At 65.9% G+C, this 24,262-nt stretch carries 22 protein-coding genes; 14 read left to right on the top strand and 8 right to left on the bottom strand.

Going from position 1 to position 24,262, the window contains the following annotated elements; translation table 11 throughout:
- Positions 1-5 precede the first annotated feature (5 nt).
- Together AB5K84_RS28050 and AB5K84_RS28045 are read right to left on the bottom strand one after the other, a co-directional pair.
- Complete coding sequence (locus AB5K84_RS28050; protein WP_011086598.1) at positions 6-587, bottom strand: peroxidase-related enzyme; 582 nt, start codon at positions 585-587, stop codon at positions 6-8.
- A 244-nt stretch (positions 588-831) separates the two neighbouring features.
- Positions 832-2,424 carry an ATP-binding protein gene (locus AB5K84_RS28045; RefSeq protein ID WP_236842234.1) on the bottom strand — a complete coding sequence of 531 codons (1,593 nt, stop codon included), beginning with the start codon at positions 2,422-2,424 and terminating at the stop codon, positions 832-834.
- Between AB5K84_RS28045 and AB5K84_RS28040 the strand changes: the two genes are divergently transcribed.
- Positions 2,417-2,872, top strand: a complete 456-nt coding sequence (locus tag AB5K84_RS28040; protein WP_236842235.1) for a hypothetical protein — start codon at positions 2,417-2,419, stop codon at positions 2,870-2,872. The two genes, AB5K84_RS28045 and AB5K84_RS28040, sit on opposite strands and share 8 nt — an antisense overlap.
- 139 nt (positions 2,873-3,011) lie before the next feature.
- Positions 3,012-3,980 carry a catechol 2,3-dioxygenase gene (locus AB5K84_RS28035; RefSeq protein ID WP_011086600.1) on the top strand — a complete coding sequence of 323 codons (969 nt, stop codon included), beginning with the start codon at positions 3,012-3,014 and terminating at the stop codon, positions 3,978-3,980.
- A 3-nt stretch (positions 3,981-3,983) separates the two neighbouring features.
- Here the strand turns inward: AB5K84_RS28035 and AB5K84_RS28030 are convergent, their stop codons facing one another.
- Together AB5K84_RS28030 and AB5K84_RS28025 are read right to left on the bottom strand one after the other, a co-directional pair.
- Positions 3,984-7,508: a molybdopterin cofactor-binding domain-containing protein gene (locus AB5K84_RS28030; RefSeq protein ID WP_011086601.1), complete on the bottom strand. Its 3,525-nt coding sequence runs from the start codon at positions 7,506-7,508 to the stop codon at positions 3,984-3,986.
- Positions 7,508-7,990, bottom strand: a complete 483-nt coding sequence (locus AB5K84_RS28025; RefSeq protein ID WP_011086602.1) for a (2Fe-2S)-binding protein — start codon at positions 7,988-7,990, stop codon at positions 7,508-7,510. The genes AB5K84_RS28030 and AB5K84_RS28025 overlap by 1 nt, the downstream gene beginning before the upstream one ends.
- A 250-nt stretch (positions 7,991-8,240) precedes the next feature.
- Between AB5K84_RS28025 and AB5K84_RS28020 the strand changes: the two genes are divergently transcribed.
- The 8 genes from AB5K84_RS28020 (at position 8,241) to AB5K84_RS27985 (ending at position 16,523) form a co-directional block, all read left to right on the top strand.
- A complete protein-coding gene (locus AB5K84_RS28020) occupies positions 8,241-9,698 on the top strand; it encodes a hypothetical protein (protein WP_038966263.1) in 1,458 nt (485 codons plus the stop codon).
- Positions 9,695-10,594, top strand: coding sequence for a UPF0280 family protein (locus tag AB5K84_RS28015; RefSeq protein WP_011086604.1), 900 nt, complete (start codon positions 9,695-9,697; stop codon positions 10,592-10,594). Before AB5K84_RS28020 ends, AB5K84_RS28015 begins: the two co-directional genes overlap by 4 nt.
- A 27-nt stretch (positions 10,595-10,621) precedes the next feature.
- Complete coding sequence (locus AB5K84_RS28010) at positions 10,622-11,206, top strand: amino acid synthesis family protein (RefSeq protein ID WP_011086605.1); 585 nt, start codon at positions 10,622-10,624, stop codon at positions 11,204-11,206.
- A gap of 80 nt (positions 11,207-11,286) precedes the next feature.
- Positions 11,287-12,489, top strand: coding sequence for an ABC transporter substrate-binding protein (locus AB5K84_RS28005; RefSeq protein WP_011086606.1), 1,203 nt, complete (start codon positions 11,287-11,289; stop codon positions 12,487-12,489).
- Between the two features lie 174 nt (positions 12,490-12,663).
- Entirely contained in the window at positions 12,664-14,553 is a 1,890-nt protein-coding gene (locus AB5K84_RS28000; protein WP_011086607.1) for an ABC transporter permease, read from the top strand.
- Complete coding sequence (locus tag AB5K84_RS27995) at positions 14,550-15,341, top strand: ABC transporter ATP-binding protein (RefSeq protein ID WP_011086608.1); 792 nt, start codon at positions 14,550-14,552, stop codon at positions 15,339-15,341. Before AB5K84_RS28000 ends, AB5K84_RS27995 begins: the two co-directional genes overlap by 4 nt.
- Positions 15,338-16,042, top strand: coding sequence for an ABC transporter ATP-binding protein (locus AB5K84_RS27990; protein ID WP_011086609.1), 705 nt, complete (start codon positions 15,338-15,340; stop codon positions 16,040-16,042). Before AB5K84_RS27995 ends, AB5K84_RS27990 begins: the two co-directional genes overlap by 4 nt.
- A 25-nt stretch (positions 16,043-16,067) precedes the next feature.
- Positions 16,068-16,523: a MarR family winged helix-turn-helix transcriptional regulator gene (locus AB5K84_RS27985; protein WP_011086610.1), complete on the top strand. Its 456-nt coding sequence runs from the start codon at positions 16,068-16,070 to the stop codon at positions 16,521-16,523.
- A 113-nt stretch (positions 16,524-16,636) separates the two neighbouring features.
- On the opposite strand, the gene AB5K84_RS27980 is transcribed toward AB5K84_RS27985, so the two are convergent.
- On the bottom strand, positions 16,637-17,833 hold the full coding sequence (locus AB5K84_RS27980) for an amidohydrolase family protein (protein WP_011086611.1): 1,197 nt from the start codon (positions 17,831-17,833) through the stop codon (positions 16,637-16,639).
- A 156-nt stretch (positions 17,834-17,989) separates the two neighbouring features.
- Between AB5K84_RS27980 and AB5K84_RS27975 the strand changes: the two genes are divergently transcribed.
- The 4 genes from AB5K84_RS27975 (at position 17,990) to AB5K84_RS27960 (ending at position 20,908) form a co-directional block, all read left to right on the top strand.
- Positions 17,990-18,763 carry a ferredoxin--NADP reductase gene (locus AB5K84_RS27975; protein ID WP_011086612.1) on the top strand — a complete coding sequence of 258 codons (774 nt, stop codon included), beginning with the start codon at positions 17,990-17,992 and terminating at the stop codon, positions 18,761-18,763.
- Positions 18,764-18,869: 106 nt separating this feature from the next.
- Positions 18,870-19,196: a hypothetical protein gene (locus AB5K84_RS27970; protein ID WP_028170891.1), complete on the top strand. Its 327-nt coding sequence runs from the start codon at positions 18,870-18,872 to the stop codon at positions 19,194-19,196.
- Positions 19,197-19,305: 109 nt separating this feature from the next.
- Positions 19,306-20,562, top strand: coding sequence for a cytochrome P450 family protein (locus tag AB5K84_RS27965; protein ID WP_011086613.1), 1,257 nt, complete (start codon positions 19,306-19,308; stop codon positions 20,560-20,562).
- A 112-nt stretch (positions 20,563-20,674) separates the two neighbouring features.
- The gene (locus tag AB5K84_RS27960) at positions 20,675-20,908 is read left to right on the top strand and encodes a hypothetical protein (protein ID WP_028170893.1); all 234 of its coding nucleotides are present in this window, start codon (positions 20,675-20,677) and stop codon (positions 20,906-20,908) included.
- Positions 20,909-20,930: 22 nt separating this feature from the next.
- On the opposite strand, the gene AB5K84_RS27955 is transcribed toward AB5K84_RS27960, so the two are convergent.
- From AB5K84_RS27955 to AB5K84_RS27945, 3 genes are all read right to left on the bottom strand, one after another.
- Positions 20,931-22,184 (bottom strand): DUF763 domain-containing protein, encoded by a 1,254-nt coding sequence (locus AB5K84_RS27955; RefSeq protein WP_011086615.1) that lies wholly within the window; start codon positions 22,182-22,184, stop codon positions 20,931-20,933.
- Positions 22,185-22,341: 157 nt separating this feature from the next.
- Positions 22,342-23,265 (bottom strand): PepSY-associated TM helix domain-containing protein, encoded by a 924-nt coding sequence (locus AB5K84_RS27950; protein WP_011086616.1) that lies wholly within the window; start codon positions 23,263-23,265, stop codon positions 22,342-22,344.
- A gap of 180 nt (positions 23,266-23,445) precedes the next feature.
- Complete coding sequence (locus AB5K84_RS27945; protein WP_038966265.1) at positions 23,446-24,249, bottom strand: ABC transporter substrate-binding protein; 804 nt, start codon at positions 24,247-24,249, stop codon at positions 23,446-23,448.
- Positions 24,250-24,262: the final 13 nt, after the last annotated feature.

Here is a 24,262-nt window from a genome sequence, read left to right as displayed (position 1 = left end):
GTCATTCATTTCTTCGGCAGCCGGCCCATCAAGTAGAACTCGTCGTTCGGCCGCATGCCGGTGAAGTTCGCCAGCCGGTTCGACAGCGCGAAGAAGGCCGAGATCGCGGCGATGTCCCAGATGTCGTCGTCGCTGAAGCCGTGCGGCGCAAGCGCGGCGAAATCCTCCTCCGAGATCCGCTGCGCGTCGGCCGAGACCTTCATCGCGAAGTCGAGCATCGCCTTCTGCCGCGGCGTGATGTCGGCCTTGCGATAGTTCACCGCGACCTGGTCGGCGATCAGCGGGTTCTTGGCGCGGATGCGCAGGATAGCGCCATGGGCGATCACGCAATACTGGCACTGGTTGGCCGCCGAGGTCGCCACCACGATCATCTCCCGTTCGGCCTTGGTGAGGCCGCCGTCCTTCTCCATCAGCGCGTCGTGATAGGCGAAGAACGCGCGGAACTCGTCCGGACGATAGGCCAGCGTGAGGAAGACGTTCGGCACGAAGCCGCTCTTCTCCTGCACGGCGAGGAGGCGCGTGCGGATGTCGTCAGGCAGCGTGTCGAGGGCGGGAGCTGGGAAGCGTTGTGCGGCTGTTTTTGTCATTGGTTGTTTTTTCCGGATGGGGGCCGGCAACCATAGTCGATGCGGGCGCGGGGCTCAACGTGCCACGGGGCACCGGTTGGCGCGGCGCGACGGCGCATCTGCGGTTTGGATGCGCATTGGGGAATGGCGCTCGTTCACCTTGAACCGTCATTGCGAGCGCAGTGAAGCCATCCAGAGTGTTTCCGCGGAGGGATTCTGGATTGCTTCGCTGCGCTCGCAATGACGAAGTGGGTGGCGCGTGGCCTTACCGCAGCGGCTTCTTCAACAGCGAGAAGCGGTCGGGATCGAGGCCCATCGAGGGCTGCAGCATCGGGGCTTCGGCGGTGCCGAGCGTCTTCGCGGGTGGCGCCTGGAACACCGGGTCGTTCGGCACGTCGCGCTGCGAGGTGGCGCCGCGCCAGCGCTCGAGCACGGCGCTGACGAAATGCATGTCGTGACCGGAGGTCACCGAGGGCACGCTGCTGATGGTGGCTTCGCCGCGCGGCAATTGGTGCGGCGGCACCTCCTTGAAGCGCAAGCGCGTCGGCAGTGCGACGCCTTCGCCGAACGCCAGCACCTCGCGGGTGCCGAGCGAGGGTACGAAGGAGAGTAGGTTCGCGGCCGCATCCGACACCGCGGCGCGCAGCAGCGCCTGGTCGCGCTCGTTGGCTAGACGCATCGTGAACAGCGTGTTGCACTGGGAGATGATGGTGGCGTCGAGCTCGGCCGGACGCTGGGTGATCAGCCCGAGATAGACGCCGTATTTGCGGCCTTCCTTGGCGATGCGCGACACCGCCTTGCGGGTCGGCCCGAAGCCCACGTTGCGGTCGGCGGAGGCGTAGCGATGCGCTTCCTCGCAGACGAACAAGAGCGGCGAGACGCCGTCGCTCCACAGGCCGAAGTCGAAGGCCATGCGGCAGAGCACCGAGACGACGGAATCGATCACTTCGGCCGGGAAGCCGGCGAGTTGCATCACCGTCATCGGCTTGCCGTTGGCGGGCAGGCGGAACAGGTGGCTGATCACCTCGGCCATGGTGTCGCCGCCGACATTGGCGTTGTCGAACATGAAGGCGTAGCGCGGATCGTTGCGCACCGCCTCGATACGCGAGATCAGCTTGTGATAGATGATGCGCGAGGAGCGGTTTTCGAGCTTGCCCATGCGCTCGTCGATCAGCGACATCAGATCGACGAGACGATAAGGCACCGGTGTGTCGACCGTGTAGCCGATCTGCTTGGGGTCGATGCGCTTGAGGCCGATGCGGTCGGCGTTCTGGTATTGGGTGTAGACGCCCTTGGCGAGCGGGATCACCTCGGCGAGGATGTCGAGCTCCTCCGGAACGCCCGCGCGGCCGCCGAACAGCACGTCGACGATTTCCTCGAAGTTGAACAGCCAGAACGGCAGCTTCAGGTTCCGCGGGTTCAGCACCAGCGCGCGGTCGCCGAAGCAGCGGCCATATTCGTTGTGCACGTCGAGCAGGAAGATGCGCAGGTTCGGGCGCGCCTTCAGGATCTCGTTGAGCAGCAGCGAGACGCCGGTCGATTTGCCGACGCCGGTCGATCCCAGCACGGCAAAATGCTTGGACAGCATTTCCTCGACGTCGACATAGGCGATCACCGAGCGGTCCTGCTGGAGGAAGCCGACGTTGATCTGGTCCGATCCGGTCGGCGCGTAGATCGTGCGCAGCTCCTGGCTCGTGATCAGGTCGACCGCGTCGCCGATGGTCGGATAATTGGTGACGCCGCGCTGGAATTTGGCCTTGTCGGCGGCGTTGAGGATCTCGCCGAGCAGGTCGACCGAGGCGATGGCGATGTAATTGTCGGCGCTCGACAGATTCTCGCAGGAGACCTCGGTGATCATCGCGACGATGACCGAGCTGGCGCAGCGAATGCTGACGAAACGGCCGACGGTCGCCCGAACCTCCGAGATCGGCATCTGGTTTGCTGCCAGAAGCCCGACCCGGGCGAGCGATCCACGTACCGAAATCACGCGTCCAAAGGATGTCACGATGAATGAACCTGGCAAGAGCACGGGGGTTGCACCGGACTATGCGCGGCCGCGGCTGCACAAACGGTTAAACGGCAGCCGCGGCCGCTTCGTTAAATCCGCGACAATTCGGCCGATAGATTCGTTCCTGATGCATATCTGTGGGCGGAAACGGCCGGAAAGTGCTGCTTTTTGGGGCGAGCAGGCTTTCGATCGAATTAGGGAAGATTTTACCATTCGGGCAGTCCGTCCGCCGTTCGGGGATGGTTCTGCTCAAGCGCGGGGCGCCATTCGGTCCGAGATGCAAGGGTTGGTTTGTTGACGGGACCTAATCATTTGTACATTAGTACAAATGAACCCGCGGCCTCGGTGCCGCCCCCCGGGCGCGTGAGCCAATTGCGGCGCTGTGCCCGAATGCGCGATCCGGTTCCTGCGGATCGCAGCCACGCCAGGAGGAAAGCATGCAGCCCGAACCGATCCTCGATCTTGCCCATCTCGGCCATATGGAGCTGCTGACGCCCAAGCCCGACGAGAGCCTGAAATTCTTCGTCGACGTGATGGGCATGACAATCAGCGGTCGGAAGGGCGAGTCGGTCTACCTGCGGGGCTGGGACGATTACGAGCGCTATTCGCTCAAGCTCACGGCGTCGAAGACCTCAGGCATGGAGCACATGGCGCTGCGCGCGCGCAGCCAGCAGGCGCTGGAGCGCCGCGTCGCCGCGCTCAAGGGCTCCGGGTTCGACATCGGCTGGATCGACGGCGACATGGGGCAGGGGCCGACCTTCCGCTGCCGCGACCCCGACGGCCACATCGTCGAGCTCTATTACGAGACCGAATGGTATCAGGCGCCGCCGGAGCTGAAGCCGGCGCTCAAGAACCAGGCGCAGCGTTTTCCCGCCCGCGGCGTCAATGTCCGCCGCCTCGACCACCTCAACTGCCTCGCCGTCGACATCAAGGCCAACCGCGAGTTCTTCGAGAACTATCTCGGCTGCCGGCTCACCGAGCAGATCGTGCTCAACGACGGTCGGGAAGCGGCGATGTGGCTGACGATGTCGAACAAGAGCTACGACTTCGCCTATTCTCTCGACCATTCCGGCACGCCAGGCCGCTTCCACCACGTCACCTACGCGCTCGACAGCCGCGAGGAGATTCTTCGCGCGGCGGATATCTTCCTGGAGAACGGCATCCACATCGAGACCGGTCCGCACAAGCACGCGATCCAGCAGACCTTCTTCCTCTATGTCTACGAGCCCGGCGGCAACCGCGTCGAAGTCGCCAACGCCGGTGCGCGCCTCATCCTCGCCCCCGACTGGAAGCCGATCGTGTGGACCGAGGAGGAGCGCAAGAAAGGGCAGGCGTGGGGCCTGAAGACCATCGAGTCCTTCCACACCCACGGCACGCCGCCGGTGGAAGTGAAGAAGCACGCATAATATTCAGTGGGCAGCCGATCGCACGCGTGCGATCGTTTCGCGCACGCCTGTCCAGGCCGGCTTGTCGGGGGCGAACTGCCTGCGCAGGAACGTGACGAGCTCCTCGATCTGCGCGTCGCTCATGCTGTTCCTGAACGCAGGCATGTAGCCGAGATCGCTCGATGCTGGCTCGGCGATGCCGTGCAGGATCACCTGCACGAGATTGTCCGGTGATGCGCTGTGCAGATTGCTGTTGAGCGCGAGCGAGGGCCGGCTGCCGAACAGCGGCAGGCCGCCGACCTCGTGGCAGACGGCGCAGGCGCCCTGATAGAGCCGCGCGCCGGTGGAGGCGGCGGTGGTGACTTGCGTTGCGCTCTCGAGCCTGGCGGCAAGTGCCTCCGGCGCCTCGGTGGCGGCGTTGTTGAACGAGTTGAGATAGACGGCCATCGCGCGAATGTCCTGGTCGGGCAGGGCTGTGAGATCCCTGACAACAGGCGCCATCGGGCCGGCGGCGACGCCGTGATAGCGCGACTGGCCGGTGCGCAAATAGGCGTAGAGCTCGTCCTCGCTCCAGGGGATCGGTGCCTGCGACAGCGACGTCAGCGGCGGCGCCTCCCAACCCTCGGCAAAGCCGCCGGCGAGATAGGCATCGCGCTGCTCGGCGCCGAGCGCGTTGCGCGGCGAATGGCAGGCGCTGCAATGGCCGAGACTTTCGACCAGATAGGCGCCGCGATTCCACTGCGCGGACTGCGCGGGATCGGGCTTGAAGTCCTTCGTCTGATGAAACAGCGCATTCCAGCCCGCGAGCAGCGGGCGAATGTTCAACGGGAAGGCGAGCGTGTTCGCGGGCGCCGTCGCGCGCGCCGCGGGCTGCGCCATCAGGTAGGCGTAGAGCGCCTGGAGGTCGGCCTCGCTGGTCTTCGAAAAATGCGTGTAGGGGAAGGCGGGATAGAGCTGCCGTCCGTCGCGATGCTGCCCGTCGCGCATCGCGCGCTCGAAGGCGGGATAGGACCAGGCGCCGATGCCGGTCTCGACGTCGGGCGTGATGTTGGTCGCGTAGATCGTGCCGAACGGCGTCGCAAGCGCGCGGCCGCCGGCGTTGGGCGCACCGCCGATCGTGGTGTGGCACTCCGCGCAATTGCCGAGCGCGGCAAGCTGCGCGCCGCGGGCGATGGTTGCCGCGGAATAGACCGATGCATCGGGCCGCGCGATCGGCGCGATGGCGCGGCCGGGCAAGAGGGCAGCGCCAACGCCGATCGCGGCGGTGCAGACGGCGGCAATGGTCGCAAAGATGCCGGCGCGCCTGGCGAACGGATTCTGCCAGATGCGCGATGGCTGTGGCGCTGCGGGAGCGGGCAGGGCCTGCGGCGCGGGCCGCGCGTCACCGTGCAGGCCCCGGAGGATGCGCTCGGGCGTGAACGGGGGCTCGCGAAAGCGCACGCCGGTGGCATCGAAGATGGCATTGGCGATCGCCGCCGCGCTCGGGACCGAGGCGGACTCGCCGACGCCGAGCGGCGGCTGGTCCGGCCGCGGCAACATCAAGACGTCGATCTTGGGCACGTCGGGGAAGGGGATGATCGGATAGGCGCCCCATTCGCGCGCCGCCACCGCACCGCGCTCGAACGAGACCTCCTCCATCAGCGCGCGGCTGGTGGACTGGATGACGTTGCCGTGGATCTGGTGGCGCACGCCGTCCGGATTGATCATCAGACCGGAGTCCTGCCCGGCGACGACGCGCGTCACGCTGACGTCGCCGGTCGTCTTGTTCACGGCGACGTCGGCGACCCAGGCCGACCACGCCGCGCCATAGCCCGGAAACTTGCTGTGGACATAGAGCGCATAGGCAAAGCCGCGCCCGTGCACGACCTCGCCGTCCTTCTCTTCGCGGACCGGCCGCGGCGTCCAGCCCGCGCGCTCGGCCACCGCATTGACGAGATCGACGGCGCGCTGGTCTTTCAGGTAGCGCAGCCGGTATTCGATCGGGTCGACGCCGGCTTCCGTTGCGGCCTCGTCGATGTAGGATTCATGCGCAAACGTGTTCGGCAGCGCCGAGACGCCGCGAAGCCAGGACGCGCGCACGATCGGCGCCATGTCATGGGCGACGACGCGCATGTGGTCGTAGTCGTAGGGCGGGATCGCGGTGCGGTCGCCCATCTGGAGCACGGCCGGATCGGGCGAGACGCGACCGGTCAGCAGCAGCGCCAGCGTCGGCGCGGCGTTCGAGGGATAGCGCGTGGCGAGGTCGTAAGCCGCGACGCCGCCGTCGGCGTTCAGGCCGCCATTGACGTCGATGAGCTGCGCGGTGCCCTTGGGCTCCCAGGCGTGCTCCTGCTCGCGCGTCAGTTGCACGCGCACCGGACGGCCGACCGCGCGCGACAGCAGCAGCGCATCCGCGGTGACGTCGTCGGCGCAGTTGCGGCCGTAGCAGCCGGCGGCCTCCAGCCGGATGACTTCGATCTCGCTCTCGGGGCGCTCGATCAGCAGCGCCAGATCGCCGCGCAGCAGATGCGGATTCTGCGTGCCCGACCAGACGCGGATGTCGCCGCTCTGGAAGTCGGCGACCGCGCAGGACGGGCCGATCGAGGCATGCATCTGGTACGGCCACACATAGGTGCGCTGCATCGGCTTGGCGGCGCCTGATATCGCCGCATTGACGTCGCCCTTGTCGATCAACGTCCGCGGCGTCGACGGATTGGCGCGCAACGCGGTCTCGACATCGGCGAGGTCGGTGAGGGTGGGCGTCGGCTTCCAGCTCACCTTGAGCTGCTCCGCGGCGCGAATCGCATTCTCCTCGCGCTCGGCGACGATTCCGACGAAATCGCCGATGTGCACGACGGCTATGATGCCGGGAACGTCGCGCACCGAGGATTCGTCGACCGCGAGCAGGCTGGTGCCGACGAACGGCCCGGCATCGACGCCGGCATAGGGCGGACGCACGACGCGGCCGTGCAGCATGCCAGGCAGGCGGACGTCGTGCACGAAGGTCAGCTCGCCCGTGGCCTTCGCCGGCAGGTCGACCCGCGGCATCGACTGGCCGACGATGGCGTAGTCGCCGACGGGCTTGACGGCGACGTCGTCGGCAAGCTCGAGCCGGATCGTCTCGCCGCCGATCAATTCGCCATAGCTGACGCTGCGGTTGTCGTGCCCGCGCACGAGGCCGTCTTCGATCTTGAGGTCGGCCTCCGGCAACTCCAGCCGCTCGGCTGCGCGCGCGATCAGGAAGTGGCGCGCCTGCGCCGCGGCCTTGCGCAGGGGCACGGCAGTGATCTGGATGGTTTCACTGGCGATCGTGGCGCCCTGGTTCGGCACGACAGCGGTATCGCCGAGCACGACGACGACGCGCGCAAAGGACACGTCGAGCTCCTCGGCGACGATCTGGCCGAGCGCGGTGCGGATGCCGGTGCCGAGATCGACATGACCATTGTAAGCGGTGACCGAGCCGTCTGCGGTGATGCGGACGAAGGTCTCGGATGTGATCTCGTCCACGGTGCGGACGACGACGAGCGAGCCTGATTGCCGCTCAGCTCCGTTCGAGGCAGGGGAGGCCATCAGTCCGCGGCCTCGGTGAGCTGCCCCGATGCGCGCATCACGGCGCGCAGGATTTCGACATGCGTGCCGCAGCGGCAGAGATTGTAGCGCAGCGCCGCCAGCGCTTCCTGTTCTGTCGGCTGCGGGTTGATCGCGAGCAACGCCTTGGTGGTCATGATCATGCCGTTGAGGCAGTAGCCGCATTGCGCGGCCTGCTCGTCGATGAAGGCCTGCTGCACCGGATCAGGCTTGTCGCTTGTGCCGAGCCCTTCGAGCGTCACGATGTCGCGTCCCACGCAGCCGCCGACCGGTATGACGCAGGAGCGCGCGGCGGCGCCGTCGATCAGGACAGTACAGGTGCCGCATTCGCCGAGGCCGCAGCCATATTTCGGACCGTTGAGCGCGAGGTCGTTGCGCAGCACATAGAGTAATGGCGTTGCGCGCTCTGCAGTGATCTCGTGGATCCTGCCGTTCACGGTGAGGCGGATCGGTGTCTGCGTCATCCTGTTCCCAAGCCCCGCGACGATCGGGTCGCAAAAATTGTACGTTGCGACGATACCGTTTGTACACAAACGTGCAAGCGGCCATGCCGCAGTGCAGCGCGACTGCCCGCTTTGTGGACAAAGGCGGCAGGCAAATGAGGTTTTATTCGGCAGTGCATCTTTTCGCGCGCGCCGCCGCTTGACAGCTATCGGGACCGCGCGCAACATCGTTCGTATACGAATGATAACCGCAGTGTCCGCTGGCTTGCACATGGTGACTGAAACGACGAGCGCCGCCACCGACAAGATCCGCTGCGATGCCTGTCCGGTGATGTGCTACATCAAGCCGGGCGCGGCGGGCGCCTGCGATCGCTATGCCAATCACGACGGCAAGCTCGTTCGCGTCGATCCGCACGTGATCCTGGAGCGCACCGTTTCGCATGGCGGCAAGCTTGTGCCGTTCAGCCGCACGGAAGACTGGGACGGCAAGATCGTCCACGAACCCTCGACCTTCGTCACCGCGATCGGTGCGGGCACGACCTATCCGGACTACAAGCCGGCACCGTTCATCGTCTCTGCGGAAGTCGACGGGGTCGACATGGTGACCGTCGTCACCGAGGGAATCTTCTCCTATTGCGGCATCAAGGTGAAGATCGACACCGACCGCTATCTCGGCCCGGAGACCGCGACCGTGCGCGCGCAGGGCGAGGCGGTCGGCCACGTCACCACCAGCGAATACGGCTCGCAGATGCTGTCGCTCGGCGGGGTGCATCATCTCACCGGCGGCTCCAAGAAGGAGGGCCGCGTCACCTGCGATACGCTGATGGACCTCGCCAATTGCAAGGCGGTCGAGCTCACCATCGACGGCGGCGCCACGGTGGTGGTGCAGGCCGGCCAACCGCCGATCGTCAACGGCGCGAAAGAAGAGCGCATGCGCGTCGGCTGTGGCTCGGCGACGATCGGCATGTTCGCCAAGCAATGGCATGGCAAGGTCGACGAGGTCGTGGTCGTCGACGACCACATCACCGGCGTGCTCTCAGAGCACCAGGCCGGCAAGCTGCTCGACATCGCCGACACCGGCATCAAGATGAAGGGCCGGCGCTCGACGCCCGGCCGCTATTTCCAGGTCGCCGATCCCGGCACGGGGTGGGGCGGCACCAACATTTCCGATCCGCTCGCGATCCTCGGACCGTTCGATGCGAAGGAGGCCAAGCCTGGCCTCTCCATGCTGATGGTTTCCACGACGGGCGAGCATTCGTCCTATTACGTGCTCGACGAGGCCTTGAAGCCGGTCGAGACCGAGATGCCGGCCGATTTGAAGTTCTCGGTCGAGCGCATCCAGGAGAATTGCGAGCCGGCGCTGTGCACCGTGCTGTTCATGGCCGGTGCGGGCGGCTCGCTGCGTGCGGGCGTCACCGACAATCCGGTGCGGCTGACGCGCTCGGTGAAGGACGCGCTGACACGTGTCACCAGCGGCGGCGCACCAGTCTATGTCTGGCCCGGCGGCGGCATCACTTACATGGTCGACGTGACGCAGATGCCTTCAGGCGCGTTCGGCTATGTGCCGACGCCGGCGCTGGTCGCGCCGATCGAGTTCACGATGAAGCTGTCCGACTACGCCGCGCTCGGTGGACACATGGATTACGTCAAGCCGCTCTCGGAAGTACAGAACGGCGAGGATGTCCGCCAGTTGCCCTGGCAGAACCCGATTCCAGGGCCCCGGGCATGACACGGCTCCCGCAAATCGCATTGCTGTCTGATGGTCGGCGGCTGCATTTGCAGGATGGGCCGATTGATCTGATCGTCGAAGCGAGGGGGGGGCCGGGCGAGGTGCGTGCGGCCTATGACGCCGCAGCGCGCCGCTTCACCGGGCTGCTCGATGAGCTCTGCGTGGAGCTGACGGAGCTGCGCAAGGCAGCGGAACCCGGAGCGTGCCCACTGAAGGGCGCCGTTGCGCGCCGCATGTATGCCGCCGTTGCGCCCTATGCCCCCGATTGCTTCATCACGCCGATGGCCGCGGTGGCGGGCAGCGTGGCCGAGGAGATTCTGGGCGCAATGCTGAACGCGGCGTCGCTCGACCAGGCCTATGTCAACAATGGCGGCGACATCGCGCTGCATCTTGCGCGAGGCGAACATTTTTCGGTCGGCCTGATGGACCGGCCCGATCGCGACGGCGTGATGCGGAGAATGAAGGTCGATGCTGATGATCCCGTGCGGGGGATCGCGACCAGCGGGCGCCACGGCCGCAGCTTTTCGCTCGGCATTGCCGACGCCGTGACGGTGCTGGCGGCAATGGCCGCGCAGGCCGATGCGGCGGCCACGATCATCGCCAACGCTGTCGATCTGCCCGGGCATCCCGCCATCGTCCGGCAGCCCGCGAACGAGCTTCAGCCCGACAGCGATCTCGGCGCGCGTCTTGTCACCCGCAACGTCGGCGAATTGTCACCGACCGAGATTTCGGCCGCGCTGGAATCTGGCGCGGAATGTGCACGGCAATTGTTCGATCGCGGATTGATCGAGGGTGCCGTGTTGCAGCTCAGTGGTGATATGCTCGTCATCGGAACAAAAGATATTGAACGGCAACGATCGCGCCCGTCTGTGCTGGAGAACGCGGTTCATGCCTGAGCAGGGAAGAGCGCAAGGGAAACAATCATGAGCGCGATCATCCGCAAGATCGTCACGGTCGTCGAAGAGACGCAAATGGAGATGGGCCGCCAGGTCTCGCCGCCGACCCGGCGCGCCGCGGCCATCGCCGTGATCGAAAATCCCTTTGCCGGACAATATGTCGAGGATCTCGCGCCGCTGATCGCGATCGGCGAGGAGCTCGGCGAACTGCTGTCGAAGCGCGCAGTCGCGGCGCTCGGGATCGACGGGGCGAAGGTGCAGAGCTACGGCAAGGCGGCGGCCGTCGGTGAGAATGGCGAGCTGGAGCATGCGGCCGCGATCCTTCATCCGAAGATGGGCGCGCCGGTGCGGAAGGTTCTGAGCAAGGGCGCAGCGCTGATCCCTTCGTCGAAGAAGCGCAGCGGCCCCGGCACGACGCTCGATATCCCCCTGGGTCACAAGGATGCGGCCTTCGTGCGCAGCCACTTCGACGGCATGGAAGTGCAGATCAACGACGCGCCGCGCGCCAACGAGATCATGGTCGCGGTCGCCGTTACCGACAGCGGCCGTCCGCTGCCGCGTGTCGGCGGGCTGACGGTTGCGGAGATCAAGGGCGAGGACGGTCTGAGATAGAGTTTGAACCGGGGAGGCGGGCACTGCTTCCCCGACAAGATCACGCTGAAGACGTAGAGAGTTCAAAACTGGAGGTTGGGATGCGAGCGAGAAACTATTTTGTGGGCGCGGCCTTCGCGCTTCTGGCCGGCGGCATGGCTCATTCGGCCATGGCACAGGACATCAAGATCGGCGAGATCAACAGCTACTCGCTGCTGCCGGCCTTCACCGAGCCCTATCGCAAGGGCTGGCAGCTCGCCGTGGAAGAGATCAACGCGGCCGGCGGCATCAACGGCAAGAAGCTGGTCGTCGTCTCCAAGGACGACGGCGGCAAGCCGGCGGATGCGCAGACTGCGGCCAACGAGCTGGTGTCGAGCGAGGGCGTCGCGATGCTGACGGGGACGTTCCTGTCGAACATCGGTCTGGCCGTCAGCGACTTCGCCAACCAGAAGAAAGTGTTTTTCCTTGCGGCCGAGCCGCTAACGGACGCCGTGACCTGGTCGAAGGGCAACAAGTACACCTTCCGCCTGCGGCCCTCGAACTACATGCAGGCCGCGATGCTGGTGGAAGCAGCCAGCAAGCTGCCGGCAAAGCGCTGGGCGACGATCGCGCCGAACTATGAGTACGGCCAGTCGGCAGTTGCCGTGTTCAAGAAGCTGATGTCGGAGAAGCGCCCCGACATCCAGTGGGTGGACGAGCAGTGGCCGCCGCAGGGCAAGATCGATGCGGGTCCGGTGGTGCAGGCGGTTGCCGCGGCCAATCCCGAGGCGATCCTCAACGTCGCCTTCGGCGCCGACCTCGTGAAGCTCGTGCGCGAAGGCAACACCCGCGGCCTGTTCAAGGGGCGCGAGGTCGTGTCCTTCCTGACCGGCGAGCCCGAATATCTCGATCCGCTCAAGGACGAGACGCCGGAGGGCTGGATCGTCACTGGCTATCCCTGGTACTCGATCAAGACGCCCGAGCATGATGCGTTCCTGAAGGCCTACCAGGCCAAGTACAACGACTATCCGCGTCTCGGCTCGATCGTCGGCTACCAGACCATCAAGTCGGCGGCCGCGATCCTGGCAAAGGCCGGCTCGACCGATCCGGAGAAGCTGATTGCCGCGGCGGAGGGCCTGTCCATGCCGTCGCCGTTCGGTGAGATCACCTTCCGCAAGATCGACCACCAGTCGACCCTCGGCGCTTACGTTGGCAAGACCGCGCTGAAGGACGGCAAGGGCGTGATGGTGGACTCTTCTTACAAGAAGGGCGCGGACTATCTGCCCAGCGATGCCGAAGTCGAGAAGCTGCGTCCGAAGGACTGATCTCTTTCTTCTCCCTCGCCCCGCTTGCGGGGAGAGGGTCGGGGTGAGGGGGAGCCTCCGCGAGGGAGGTAACCATCGAGCTCGCGGAGACTCCCCCTCACCCGAATTGCTCCGCAATTCGACCTCTCCCCGCAAGCGGGGAGAGGTGAAGCAACACCTGAACCCGGACCGCCTATGGCCTTTTATGTCGTACAGTTTCTGACCGGTCTCGCCAGCGCAGCGTCGCTGTTCCTGGTGGCCTCGGGCCTGTCGATCATCTTTGGCGTGACGCGGATCGTGAATTTCGCGCATGGCGCCTTCTACATGATCGGCGCATACATCGCCTTCACGCTGACCGAGCGGCTTTCGGGCGCGTTCGGTTTCTGGGGCAGTATCGTCGCGGCCGCGCTGGCCGTGGCGCTGATCGGCGTCATCGTCGAGATGGTGCTGCTCCGCCGCATCTATCATGCGCCCGAATTGTTCCAGCTGCTCGCGACCTTCGGTCTGACCCTGATGGTCGAGGACCTCGTCGTGCTGATCTGGGGGCCCGACGATCTCGTCGGCCGCCGCGCGCCGGGCTTCAAGGGCGCGATCGATTTCTTCGGCCAGAACATCCCGAGCTATGACCTGTTCCTGATCGGGCTCGGCCCGGTCGTGCTCGGCATTCTCTGGCTGCTGTTCCAGCGCACGCGCTGGGGCGTGCTGGTGCGCGCGGCAACGCAGGACCGCGACATGGTCGCGGCTCTCGGCGTCAATCAGAAATGGTTGTTCACGTCGGTGTTCGCGGTCGGCGTCTTCCTCGCAGCGCTCGGCGGCGCGCTCCAGATCCCGCGCGATGCCGTGCATCACGCGATGGATCTGCGCATCATCGTCGAGGTCTTCGTCGTGGTCGTGATCGGCGGTCTCGGCAGCATCGTCGGCGCCTTCGTCGCGGCGGTGCTGGTCTCCGAGCTCAACGCCTTCGGCATCCTGATCTTCCCGAAGATCTCCATCATCCTGGTCTTCCTGGTGATGGCGGTGGTGCTGATCGTCCGCCCCTGGGGCCTGTTCGGCAAGCCGGAGGCGGCCGCGCGCAAGACGCCGGGTCTCACCGTCAATCCCTGGCGCCCGCTGTCGTCGAACGAGCGGCTGGCCGCGCTGGCAACGCTCGTCATTGCCGCAACGCTGCCGCTGTTCGCCGGCAACTACGCGCTGACCGTCGGCTCGGAGATCGCGATCTTCGTGATCTTCGCCGTCAGCCTGCACTTCCTGATGTCGGTCGGGGGACTCGCGTCTTTCGGCCACGCCGCCTATTTCGGCCTCGGCGCCTACGGCATCGCCTTCCTCGCCAAGATGGCCGGACTGCCGATGATCGTCTGCCTGTTGCTCGGGCCGCTGCTCGGCTGCATGGGCGCCGCGGTGTTCGGCTTCTTCGCCGTGCAGCTCTCCGGCGTCTACTTTGCGATGCTGACGCTCGCCTTTGCCCAGATCGTCTGGTCGATCGCGTTCCAATGGGTGAGCGTCACCGGCGGCGACAACGGCATTCTGGGCGTCTGGCCGGAAAAATGGGCGGCGAGCCCGTCGCACTTCTATTGGCTGGCGCTCGGCGTCGCGGCGCTCGTCACGGTCGCGCTGCGGGCCATGGTGTTCTCGCCGTTCGGCTACGCGCTGCGGGCCACGCGCGACTCGCTCCTGCGCAGCGAAGCGATCGGTATCAACGCCAAGCGCATCCAGTGGACCGCCTTCGTGATCGCGGGCACGACCGCCGGCATCGGCGGCGCGCTGTTCGCCTATCTCAAGGGCAGCGTCTTCCCGGACAATCTCGGCATCTCGCTTTCGGTCGACGCGCTGGTCATGGTGCTGCTCGGCGGCGTCGAGACGGTGTCGGGCGCGGTGATCGGCGCCATCGTCTACAAGGCGCTCAACATCTGGCTGGTCAGCCAGACCGACCTGTCGAAGCTCGTGCTCGGCGGCTTCATCGTGCTGATCGTCGTCGTCTTTCCCAAGGGCATCGTCGGCATGCTGGAGATGCTGGCGCAGCGTCGCAGGAAGACATCGCCGCCGGGATCTCCCTTGCTTGCCAAGCCGATCGAGTCCGCCGAATGAGCGTCGCACCCCCACTTCTCGCGGTCGAAGGCCTGACCAAATCCTATGGCGGCATCCATGCCGTGCGCGGCGTCTCGTTCTCGCTGCGTGCCGGCGAGATCCTGGCGCTGATCGGCCCGAACGGCGCCGGCAAGAGCACCTGCTTCGACATGCTCAACGGCCAGAACAAGCCGGATTCCGGCCAGGTCCGCCTGCTTGGCGAAGAAACCACCGGCAAGAAGCCGCGCGAGATCTGGCGGCTCGGGGTGGGGCGTACCTTCCAGATCACCGCGACGTTCGCGACCATGACGGTGCGCGAGAACGTGCAGGTTGCGCTGATCTCGCACGGGAAGCAGCTGTTCAATCTCTGGGGCTCGGCGCCGAGGTTCGATCGTGGCGAAGCCGGCCGCTTGCTCGAGCTCGTCGGCATGAGCGGCTATGCGGATCGTCCCTGCGGCGAGCTCGCCTATGGCGACCTCAAGCGGCTCGAGCTTGCGGTCGCGCTCGCCAACCAGCCGAAACTCTTGCTGATGGACGAGCCGACCGCCGGCATGGCGCCGCGCGAGCGAGTCGATCTGATGCGACTGACGGCTCAAATCGCGCGGGAGAAGTCGATCGGCGTGCTCTTCACCGAGCACGACATGGACGTGGTGTTCGAGCACGCCGACCGCATCATCGTGCTCAACCGCGGCACGCTGATCGCCGAGGGCTCGCCCGCCGAGGTGCGTGGCAACCCGCAGGTGCAGGCGGTCTATCTCGGCGAGGGGCTCGTCTACGATGCCCGCCATCGCGACGGAGCCTCGGCATGAAACTCACGGTGCAGGACCTCAACAGCCATTACGGCCCGGCGCATATCCTGTTCGACATCGGTTTCGAGGTCGGCGAGGGCGAGGTGGTGGCGCTGCTGGGCCGCAACGGCGCCGGCAAGTCGACGACGTTCCGCTCGATCGTCGGCCTCGTGGCGCAGCGCTCGGGCCGCATCATGTTCGAGGGCAAGGACGTGTCGGTGCGGCCGACGCACGAGATCGTGCGCGAGGGGCTCGGCTACGTGCCGGAGGAGCGGCGAATCTTCACCGATCTGACGGTGGAGGAGAATCTCGAAGTCGGCCGGCAGCCGAAGCGCCCGAACGCGCCCTACTGGACGCGCGACAAGTTGTTCACGCTGTTTCCGAACCTCGGCGAGATGAAGAACCGCCCGGGCGGCCGCATGAGCGGCGGCGAACAGCAGATGCTCACCATCGCGCGCACGCTGATGGGCAACCCGTCGCTGGTGCTGCTCGACGAGCCGTCGGAAGGCCTGTCGCCGAAGATCGTGGAACAGATGGTCGATGCCATCCTGACCATGAAGAAGGAGGGCGTCAGCATCGTCGTCTCCGAGCAGAATCTGCACTTCGCGCGGTTGATCTCCGATCGCGCCTATATCATCGAGCGCGGCCGCATCTGCTTCGGCGGCACCATGGCCGAGCTCGACGCGCGTCCGGACATCCGCGACGCGCATCTGTCGTTGTGACGGCAAAGGGAAGGTCGGGGAGCGGATGGCGAGAAGCGTTGCGGCGAAGAAGAGCGTCAAACCGGCAAAACCGCCTTACGTGCTCGACGAGCAAGTCGGCTTCATCCTGCGCCAGGTCTGGCAGCGCCACAGCTCGATCTTCTCCCGCGATATCGGCACCAATCTGACGCCGACGCAATGGGCGGCGCTGTCAAAGCTCGCCGAGACCGGGCCGTGCTCGCAGAACCAGCTGGGACGGCTGACTGCGATGGATGTCGCGACCATCAAGGGCGTGATCGACCGCCTGACGGCGCGCGGCCTGACTGAAACCAGCCAGGATCCCGAGGACGGGCGACGCCTGCTGGTGAGCCTGACGCGTGCCGGTCAGCAGCTAGCCGAGAAACTGGCGCCGAATGCGCTCGCCATCACCCGCGAGACGCTGGCGCCGCTCGACGCCAAGGAGCGCGAGATGCTGATGGCGCTGTTGAGCAAGTTGCGGTGAAATTGACTGTCATTCCGGGGCACGCGCGCCGCGCGTAAACCCGGAATCCGGAGATTGTTGCTCGAGATTCCTGGTTCGCGCTCTCGCGCGCCCCGGAATGACGGCAAGTGCCGTCACTTCGCCACCACTTCCGGCACCCGGCCGGCCGGCGGTGTGTTGCGGCTGCGCTGGGTGCGGACGATGCCGTCGATGATGGTCATGCCGATGCCGGGGAGGTCGCCGAGCTGGACGCTCTCCAGGATGTTCTTGCCCGGCGAGTGCTGCGCCTTGTCCATGATGACGAAATCCGCGGCGCGGCCGACCTCGATCAGGCCGCAATCGAGCTGCCGCATCCGCGCGGTGTTGCCGGTGGCGAGGCAGAAGGCGATCTCGGCCGGCAGCTCGCCGATCGAGGACAGCATCGAGACCATGCGCAAGATGCCGAGCGGCTGCACGCCGGAGCCGGCCGGCCCGTCGGTGCCGAGGATGACGCGGTGCAGGTCGCCCATTTCGCGCGCGATGCGCAGCGTATAGAGCGCCGAGCGCTCGTTGCCGTTATGAACGATCTCGAGCCCGCGCTTGCAGCCCTCGCAGATGCAGCGGATCTGGTCGTCGGGAAGGGCGGTGTGGCCGCCATTGATGTGGCCGACCACGTCGGTGTCGGCCTCCAGCACCACGTCCTTGTCGATCAGGCCGGAGCCGGGGATCGAGGGGCCTCCGGTGTGGATCGTGCTCTGGATGCCGTATTTGCGCGCCCAACCCACCATCTTGCGCGCAGTGGGTCCGTCCTTGACGCCACCGAGGCCGACTTCGCCGAGCAGCTTGACGCCGGCGGCGGCCAATTCCTTGAAGTCTTCTTCGACCATCTCGCATTCGATCACCGGCGCACCGGCATGAACCTTCACGCCGCCCGGACGCAACGTCCAGAACGCGCGCTGGGCGAAGATCGCCATCGCCTTCAGCCCCACCACGTCGCGGGGGCGACCCGGCATGTGCACTTCGCCTGCCGAGATCATGGTGGTGATGCCGCCATGGAGGGAGCTGTCGATCCAGTTGATCTGGTTCTGGCGCGGCGTCCAGTCGCCGGCGACGGGGTGGACATGGCTGTCGATCAGGCCGGGGGTCACCGTGGTGCCGTTGGCATCGACGATGGTGGTCGCACCTTCCGTGTCGAGATCCTTGTGGCGGCCGATCGCGGTGATCTTGCCGTTCTCGGCGACGATGGTGTCGCCGTCCAGGATCGGCTTTTCCAGCGCGCCGGACAGGATCAGGCCGATATTGCGGATCACGAGCTTCGAGGGCCCGGCGGCCTGGGGTGCGTCATGCGCCATGGAAGGGGTCCTTTTCCTTAACTGCAACGCTGCCGATCTTGGGCAGCCTTGACCACGGGATCAAGCCGGATTATTCATTAGTACACGAATGATCGTGTACAAACGACGCATAGCTGACCGCCTCGGAACCGCAACGTAGCGACACGGAAGGGTGAGATGAGCAATTTCAACCAGGAAAGCGTTTTGAGCGTCCACCATTGGACCGACACGCTGTTCTCCTTCAAGACCACCCGCAGCCCGACCTTCCGCTTCCGCAACGGTGAATTCACCATGATCGGGCTCAAGGTCGGCGAGAAGCCGCTGCTGCGGGCCTACAGCGTCGCCAGCGCCAATTACGAGGACACGCTGGAGTTCTTCTCGATCAAGGTGCCGGACGGCCCGCTGACCTCGCGGCTCCAGCACCTGAAGGAAGGCGACGAGATCATCGTCAGCCGCAAGGCCACCGGCACGCTGGTGATCGACAATCTGGAAGAGGGCCGCAACCTCTATTTGATCGGCACCGGCACGGGCCTCGCTCCGTTCCTGAGCGTGATCAAGGACCCCGAGACCTACGAGCGCTTCGAGAAGGTGGTGCTGCTGCACGGTTGCCGCCACGTCAAGGAACTCGCCTATGGCGAGATGATCACCGAGCATCTGCCGAAAGATGAGCTGCTCGGCGAGTACATCCAGAGCCAGCTTATCTACTACCCGACGGTGACCCGCGATCCCTTCCGCAACCGCGGCCGCATCACCGACCTCATCACCTCGGGCAAGCTGTTCAGCGATATCGGCCTGCCGGCGCTGGAGGCCGCGCACGACCGCGTCATGATCTGCGGCAGCCCGGCGCTGGTCGCGGACACCCGCGTGCTCCTGGGCGAGCGCGGCTTCATCGAGGGCAATCACGGCGAACCGGCCCAGTTCGTGGTCGAAAAGGCTTTCGCCGAGCGCTAGACGCGGAATTCTTGCGCAATAAGACCGTATTTTCGCCGCGCGGCGCCCGTTGCGGCGCCGATTCGGCGCGCGATACACTGTGGGAACGAATCAGCGGAGTTTCCACATGGTTGCGGACAGCGACAGCAACATCGCCTGGCACCGGGTTCAGTTGAAGAAGAACCGCGCCGAGTTGAAGGCGCTCGAGACGGCGCGCTTCACGATGGGCGAGATCGCCTCGTCGAAGCGGAACGGCCAGACCCAGAAGGCGGTTGCAGAACTGAAGCGCAAGATCGCGCAGTCGGAACGCGCGATCGCCGATTACGACAAGCGCACGCGCCGTCCGCTTACCACCGACCTGCAAAGCCTCAGCAGCGGCAGCTGGAGCCATTGGGACGCCTACACCAACCAGCAGCAACGCAAGACCGGGCCGCGCTCGCCGGGCCGCGGATAGGCTCTGGTCGCGAGCATCGCGCTGGCGCAGCCAGCACCGGTTCCGGCCCTTGCACGTGGGTCCGCGCGCACCATCTGGTTGAGACGCCACCAACCAATCCGGTGATCCCATGGCACCGCGCCTCGATTTCACCAGCGAGGCCTTCTTTCGCGATCCGCCCGCGGCGATCGCGGCGCTGCGCGCCTCGGGCCCCGTGGTTGCGACGCGATTTCCTCTCGTCGGCGATGTCTGGATCACCACGACCCATGACGCCACCGCTGAGGTCCTGAAGGACGGCACCACCTTCACGCTGCGCAAGGAGGACGGCAAAGTTGCCGGCCTGCGCTGGTGGATGCCGAAGCTCGTCACCACCATCGCCAACAACATGCTGACCATGGACGAGCCCGATCACACGCGGCTGCGCAGCATCGTGGACGAGGCATTTCGCCGCCGCGCGATCGTGGCGATGGAGCCACGCATTCGCGCCATCGCCGACGGTTTGGCGAACGACCTGTTTGCCGATGGCAGCCCGGCCGACCTCGTCCAGTGTTACGCCCGCATCCTGCCGGTGTCGGTGATCTGCGAGCTGCTGGGCCTGCCCGCGGCCGATCGCCCGAGATTCATCGCCTGGGCCAACAAGATGTCGTCGCTGACGAATGTCGTCAGCTTCTTCCGCCTGCTGTTCGCGTTCCGCAAGATGCGCGCCTACCTCGAACGGCAGTTGCAGATCGCGCGCGTGCGGGGCGGCGAGGGCCTGATCGCCGAGCTGGTCCAGGTCGAGCTCGAGGGCGGCCAGATCACGCCGGACGAAATGGTGTCGATGGTGTTCCTGCTGCTCGCGGCAGGCTCGGAGACCACCACGCATCTGATCAGCGGTTCGGTCTACGAGCTGCTCAGGAATCCGGCCTTGCGCGACTGGCTGGAGGAGGATTGGAGCCGCATCTCGCTCGCCGTCGAGGAATTCCTGCGCTTCGTCTCGCCCGTGCAGTTTTCCAAACCGCGCTATCTGCGGCGGGATGTCGAGCTTGCGGGCGTACGGCTGAAGAAGGGCGACCGTGTCATGGTCATGCTTGCCGCCGCCAATATGGACCCGGCGGTGCACGATCGCCCGGAGCGGCTCGACCTTACGCGCAAGCCGAACCGCCACATGTCGTTCGGAACGGGAATTCATTTCTGTCTCGGCCACCAGCTTGCGCGGATCGAGGCGACTTGCGCGTTGCAGGCGCTGCTTGCGCGATGGCCGAAACTCGAGCTCGCCGTGGACCCCGCGCAAATCCACTGGCGCAAGCGGCCGGGTATGCGTGCGATCGCGCGATTGCCTGTCGTTGCCGGCGGGAACCGCAGGCCGAGCCGTGGTGCCGCCGCCGAGCCGTTGCTCGCGGACTGACGCAGCGCACGCCGTGCCGGGAACAATGGCGCGCATCATCTTGCGTGGAGTGCGAAACAATCTCCGTCGCGCAGGCGTTGCACCAATGCACGCAGCAGCAAGGGAGCAGTCCATGCCCAACGGCGGCAAGACGCATATCGGATCAGGCGCGCGCGGCAAGGGCGCGGGGACTGGCGCACTCACGGACATCGCAAAGGACAAGGTCGGCGACAACATGATCCTGTCGAACCGCGACAAGGCGCAACATTCCGACATTCGCGGCATGGACGGAAAGTTCATCCAGACGGAGCAGTACCAGGATCATTCGGCCAACCGGCTGCTCGACGACGAGGAGGCTGAAGACTAGGCGAGAGCCCCGAGCGGCAGCTTCAGGAGCCGGCCGATTTCTTCGAAGCGACGAGATCGCGCTCCCAGCCGAAGACGGAGCGGCCGTCGAGCTCGGGAGAGGCCGCGCGCTCGCCGGCGATGTAAGCCTCGACCGACGGTCCACGCGCGGTCCGCTCCAGCCGTCGCGCCTGGTCGTCGAGACGCCTGAGCGCCTGCATCTCTTCCTCGCGTCCGAGTTTTGCGTTCTGGATCGCGCCTTTCAGCACGCGGATGGTCTCGTCATAGACCTTGATCGGGACGGGGTAGGGGTGCCGGTCCTTGCCGCCATGAGCGAGCGAGAAACGGGCGGGATCGTTGAAGCGATAGGGGGCGCCGTGCACGACCTCGGCCACCATCGCCAGCGAACGCACCGTGCGGGCGCCGACGCCGGGCGTCAGCAACAGCTCCGGGAAGTCGACGGGGCCACGCTCGGCGGCCGCAGCCAGCGTGCCGTGCAGCCGCCGCGCGAACACGTCCTTGGGCCTGACATCGTGATGCGCGGGCATGATCAGGTGCGGCAGCATCGCCTGCGCCGGTTCGGGTGCGGCTCCGGTGAGCCGCTCGAATTCGGCGACGATGCGATCGGGACCGAGATCGCCGAGGAGTTCGAGCTGCGCGCTGCGCGAGATATCGGCGCGGTGGTCGGTGAGATTGACGATTTCGCCTTGCTGCGGCCCGTCGATCGCGCTGTGCGGCGCGTCGACGAAACTCTTCAAGGCCTCGGAATGCCAGTGATAGCGGCGGGCCTGCCGCTTGTCGCCGTTCATGCCCTGCTGCACCACCGTCCACTTGGCGTCGGCCGTGACGAAGAAGCCGTGGAGATAGAGGTCGAAGCCGTCCTGCACGGCCGCGCTGTCCACCTTCGCGACCAGCCGGCTGGCGCGGGTGAGCTTTACGCCGTCGAAGCCGACGCGCTCGCCGAGCTGCAACAGCTCGTCCGGCGTCTTGCGCGAATGCTGGCCCCGGCCACCGCAAACATAGATCCCGAGTTCGTCCTGCAGCGGGCCGAGCCCGCGCTTCAGCGCGCCGATCACGGAGGTGGTGATCCCCGAGGAGTGCCAGTCCATCCCCATTACGGCACCGAACGACTGGAACCAGAACGGATGCGACAGCCGCTGGAGAAATGCATCGCGGCCGTAATGATGCACGATCGCCTGCGTGACGATCGCGCCAAGCGAGGCCATGCGGCTCGCGAGCCACGGCGGAACCCGTCCGGTGTGGAGAGGAAGATCGGCGCTGCCGGTACGTCTGGTCATGGGTGCGGCAGACTAGCGCGATCCGGCGACCGTTGCACGAGGGGAATGCTGCATTGTGCTGCGCGACGAGGGAAAGGCCGGTGACCATCCCTCTCGATAGGATGCGGGACGCTCAGCCGGGCCGGCGCGCGCAGTTGAACGCGTACGCGTTCTCCGATCAGGCGGCCTTGGCAACGGTTGCGCCAGGTTGCTTGTTCGATCGCGCTCGCGGCTTGCGCAGCTTCCGTCGCGCCCAGATCAGGAGGCCCGTCGACAGCAGCGTTAGCAGTGCGATCGACGTCACGACGTTCAGAGGCGAAGCGATCAGGGCCGACCAGTTTCCCTCATGGATCAGGCGCGGCCAGTTGCGCGGCAGCGGTGTGACGCCCGATGAATTGACGGCATAGGCGCGCAGCTCCCCGTCCTCATAGATCCGCGCCATCATGCGACCGCCGCGCGCGCCGATCGAGATCACATGCGACAGCTCGTGCGAATCTGCGACCATGCGAACAGCGTCGGGCAAGGCAACGGGACGTCCGCCGCCGCCTGGAGCGGCGCCGCTCTGGAACGTCAGGCCGAACGCCATGCACAGGCCGGTCAGCGGGCTCAGCAGGATCAGGGGCAACGCAAACCATGCGGTGCCCTTGTGCCATCCGGACAGCGAATTGCGCAGGCGCGGCAGTCCCATGACGAGGCCGAGCACCATCAGGGACACCATGGCGATGGTCGAGCTTGTCACCAGCCACGCCTGGCCGAGCAGCCGTTCATGCGTGACGCGGGCCCACAGGAAGAGATCGGGGAGGCTGGAGCCCGCGGCAGCGGGCTCGCCCGTTGCGAGATCGATCGCCGAGGTGCCGGCGCCTTGCAGCGTCATGCGCTGGCTCGCGGCATTGACCGAAAGCCCGCGCGCCTTGCTATCCGGATCATACCGTTTCACCAGCTCGACGATGCGCCCGGCGTCGATCGCCGGACCACTGATGCCACTGACTTGCACCAGCGGCTCGAAGGACAGAATCAGTCCGGTGGCGATGATCGCGAGCAGGGGCAGCGCGAAGACCAGCGTGATCCATCGATGCAGTGTCAACAATAGAGGTTTGTTCATTCTCGGTCTCCGGCGATCTCACGCTTTCGTCGCCCAGCGCAGCCAAGAAGACCAATGACGCTTTGTCCATGTTGCTGCGTTGATTTGCAGCAAACGGAGTAAGCGATGTTGGCGAATGCCAATCGCTTGCACCTGGGCGGAGAGAGTCTGGCGGTCCGCGGAGCGGGCGGAGAATTGAGTCTACTTGCGCGTCGCCTTGGTCGCGCCGCGCAGGCCGGCCTGCTGCTGGATCGTGTCCAGCGCGCCGGAGGACTGCTCTTCCGTCACGAAGCGATTGAGCATGGGAAGCGCGTCCTCGCGTCCCCGGGGGATCGCGATGGCCATGTGCTCCAGCCCCCAATTGCCGTCGAGGATTTTCGCGCCCGGCATCTGGTCGGACATCTCGAACAGCGTCGGCTTGTTGGTGGCGTAAAGGTCGATCTCGCCGCGCCCGAACATGCCGATGGCGGCCTTGACGCTTTCGGCGGGAACGATGGTCGCGTTCTTGAACTTCGCCGGCAGCGTTCGCTCGGAGGTCGAGCCTTTGGTGACGCCGATCTTCACGCCGGGCTTGTCGATATCCTCGACCTTGCCGACCGGCGAGTTCGCCGGAACGAGATAGCCGAGCTCGATCGCCAGCACGGGCTGGCTGAAGCTGACCTCGCTGGCACGGGCCGGCGTGGCATTGGTCACGGTGAAATCGACCCGGCCGTCGTGAATCGCGGTGACGATGTCGGCGACGCGCTCGAACCTGACATAGTCGACGCCGACGCCGAGCCGTTTTGCAAGCTCGCCGCCGAGATCGTAGGCGAGGCCGTGCGGCTTGCCGGCCGCATCTGTTACCATCGAGGTCGGGCTGCCCGGATAGATGCCGACCCGCAAGGTGCCGCTCGGCGCCAGGAGCTTTGCTTCGCCGTCGGCCTTCGCGAACGAGCCGGAGAGGCCGACGGTTGCAAACGCGAGCAGGGCGGCGAGCGCACCGTGCCTCCAGGAAGATATCCTCATCAGACGATCCCGC

The sequence above is a fragment of the Bradyrhizobium sp. 1200_D9_N1_1 genome, assembly GCF_052075915.1.
Classification (GTDB): domain Bacteria; phylum Pseudomonadota; class Alphaproteobacteria; order Rhizobiales; family Xanthobacteraceae; genus Bradyrhizobium; species Bradyrhizobium diazoefficiens.
This window is presented reverse-complemented; position numbering and strand designations above follow the sequence as displayed.

Bases quoted from the DNA above. Each gene is read 5' to 3' on its own strand.
- AB5K84_RS28050 (WP_011086598.1), bottom strand. From the start codon at position 587: ATGACAAAAACAGCCGCACAACGCTTCCCAGCTCCCGCCCTCGACACG.
- AB5K84_RS28045 (WP_236842234.1), bottom strand. From the start codon at position 2,424: ATGATCACCGAGGTCTCCTGCGAGAATCTGTCGAGCGCCGACAATTAC.
- AB5K84_RS28035 (WP_011086600.1), top strand. From the start codon at position 3,012: ATGCAGCCCGAACCGATCCTCGATCTTGCCCATCTCGGCCATATGGAG.
- AB5K84_RS28030 (WP_011086601.1), bottom strand. From the start codon at position 7,508: ATGGCCTCCCCTGCCTCGAACGGAGCTGAGCGGCAATCAGGCTCGCTC.
- AB5K84_RS28025 (WP_011086602.1), bottom strand. From the start codon at position 7,990: ATGACGCAGACACCGATCCGCCTCACCGTGAACGGCAGGATCCACGAG.
- AB5K84_RS28020 (WP_038966263.1), top strand. From the start codon at position 8,241: ATGGTGACTGAAACGACGAGCGCCGCCACCGACAAGATCCGCTGCGAT.
- AB5K84_RS28015 (WP_011086604.1), top strand. From the start codon at position 9,695: ATGACACGGCTCCCGCAAATCGCATTGCTGTCTGATGGTCGGCGGCTG.
- AB5K84_RS28010 (WP_011086605.1), top strand. From the start codon at position 10,622: ATGAGCGCGATCATCCGCAAGATCGTCACGGTCGTCGAAGAGACGCAA.
- AB5K84_RS28005 (WP_011086606.1), top strand. From the start codon at position 11,287: ATGCGAGCGAGAAACTATTTTGTGGGCGCGGCCTTCGCGCTTCTGGCC.
- AB5K84_RS28000 (WP_011086607.1), top strand. From the start codon at position 12,664: ATGGCCTTTTATGTCGTACAGTTTCTGACCGGTCTCGCCAGCGCAGCG.
- AB5K84_RS27995 (WP_011086608.1), top strand. From the start codon at position 14,550: ATGAGCGTCGCACCCCCACTTCTCGCGGTCGAAGGCCTGACCAAATCC.
- AB5K84_RS27990 (WP_011086609.1), top strand. From the start codon at position 15,338: ATGAAACTCACGGTGCAGGACCTCAACAGCCATTACGGCCCGGCGCAT.
- AB5K84_RS27985 (WP_011086610.1), top strand. From the start codon at position 16,068: ATGGCGAGAAGCGTTGCGGCGAAGAAGAGCGTCAAACCGGCAAAACCG.
- AB5K84_RS27980 (WP_011086611.1), bottom strand. From the start codon at position 17,833: ATGGCGCATGACGCACCCCAGGCCGCCGGGCCCTCGAAGCTCGTGATC.
- AB5K84_RS27975 (WP_011086612.1), top strand. From the start codon at position 17,990: ATGAGCAATTTCAACCAGGAAAGCGTTTTGAGCGTCCACCATTGGACC.
- AB5K84_RS27970 (WP_028170891.1), top strand. From the start codon at position 18,870: ATGGTTGCGGACAGCGACAGCAACATCGCCTGGCACCGGGTTCAGTTG.
- AB5K84_RS27965 (WP_011086613.1), top strand. From the start codon at position 19,306: ATGGCACCGCGCCTCGATTTCACCAGCGAGGCCTTCTTTCGCGATCCG.
- AB5K84_RS27960 (WP_028170893.1), top strand. From the start codon at position 20,675: ATGCCCAACGGCGGCAAGACGCATATCGGATCAGGCGCGCGCGGCAAG.
- AB5K84_RS27955 (WP_011086615.1), bottom strand. From the start codon at position 22,184: ATGACCAGACGTACCGGCAGCGCCGATCTTCCTCTCCACACCGGACGG.
- AB5K84_RS27950 (WP_011086616.1), bottom strand. From the start codon at position 23,265: ATGAACAAACCTCTATTGTTGACACTGCATCGATGGATCACGCTGGTC.
- AB5K84_RS27945 (WP_038966265.1), bottom strand. From the start codon at position 24,249: ATGAGGATATCTTCCTGGAGGCACGGTGCGCTCGCCGCCCTGCTCGCG.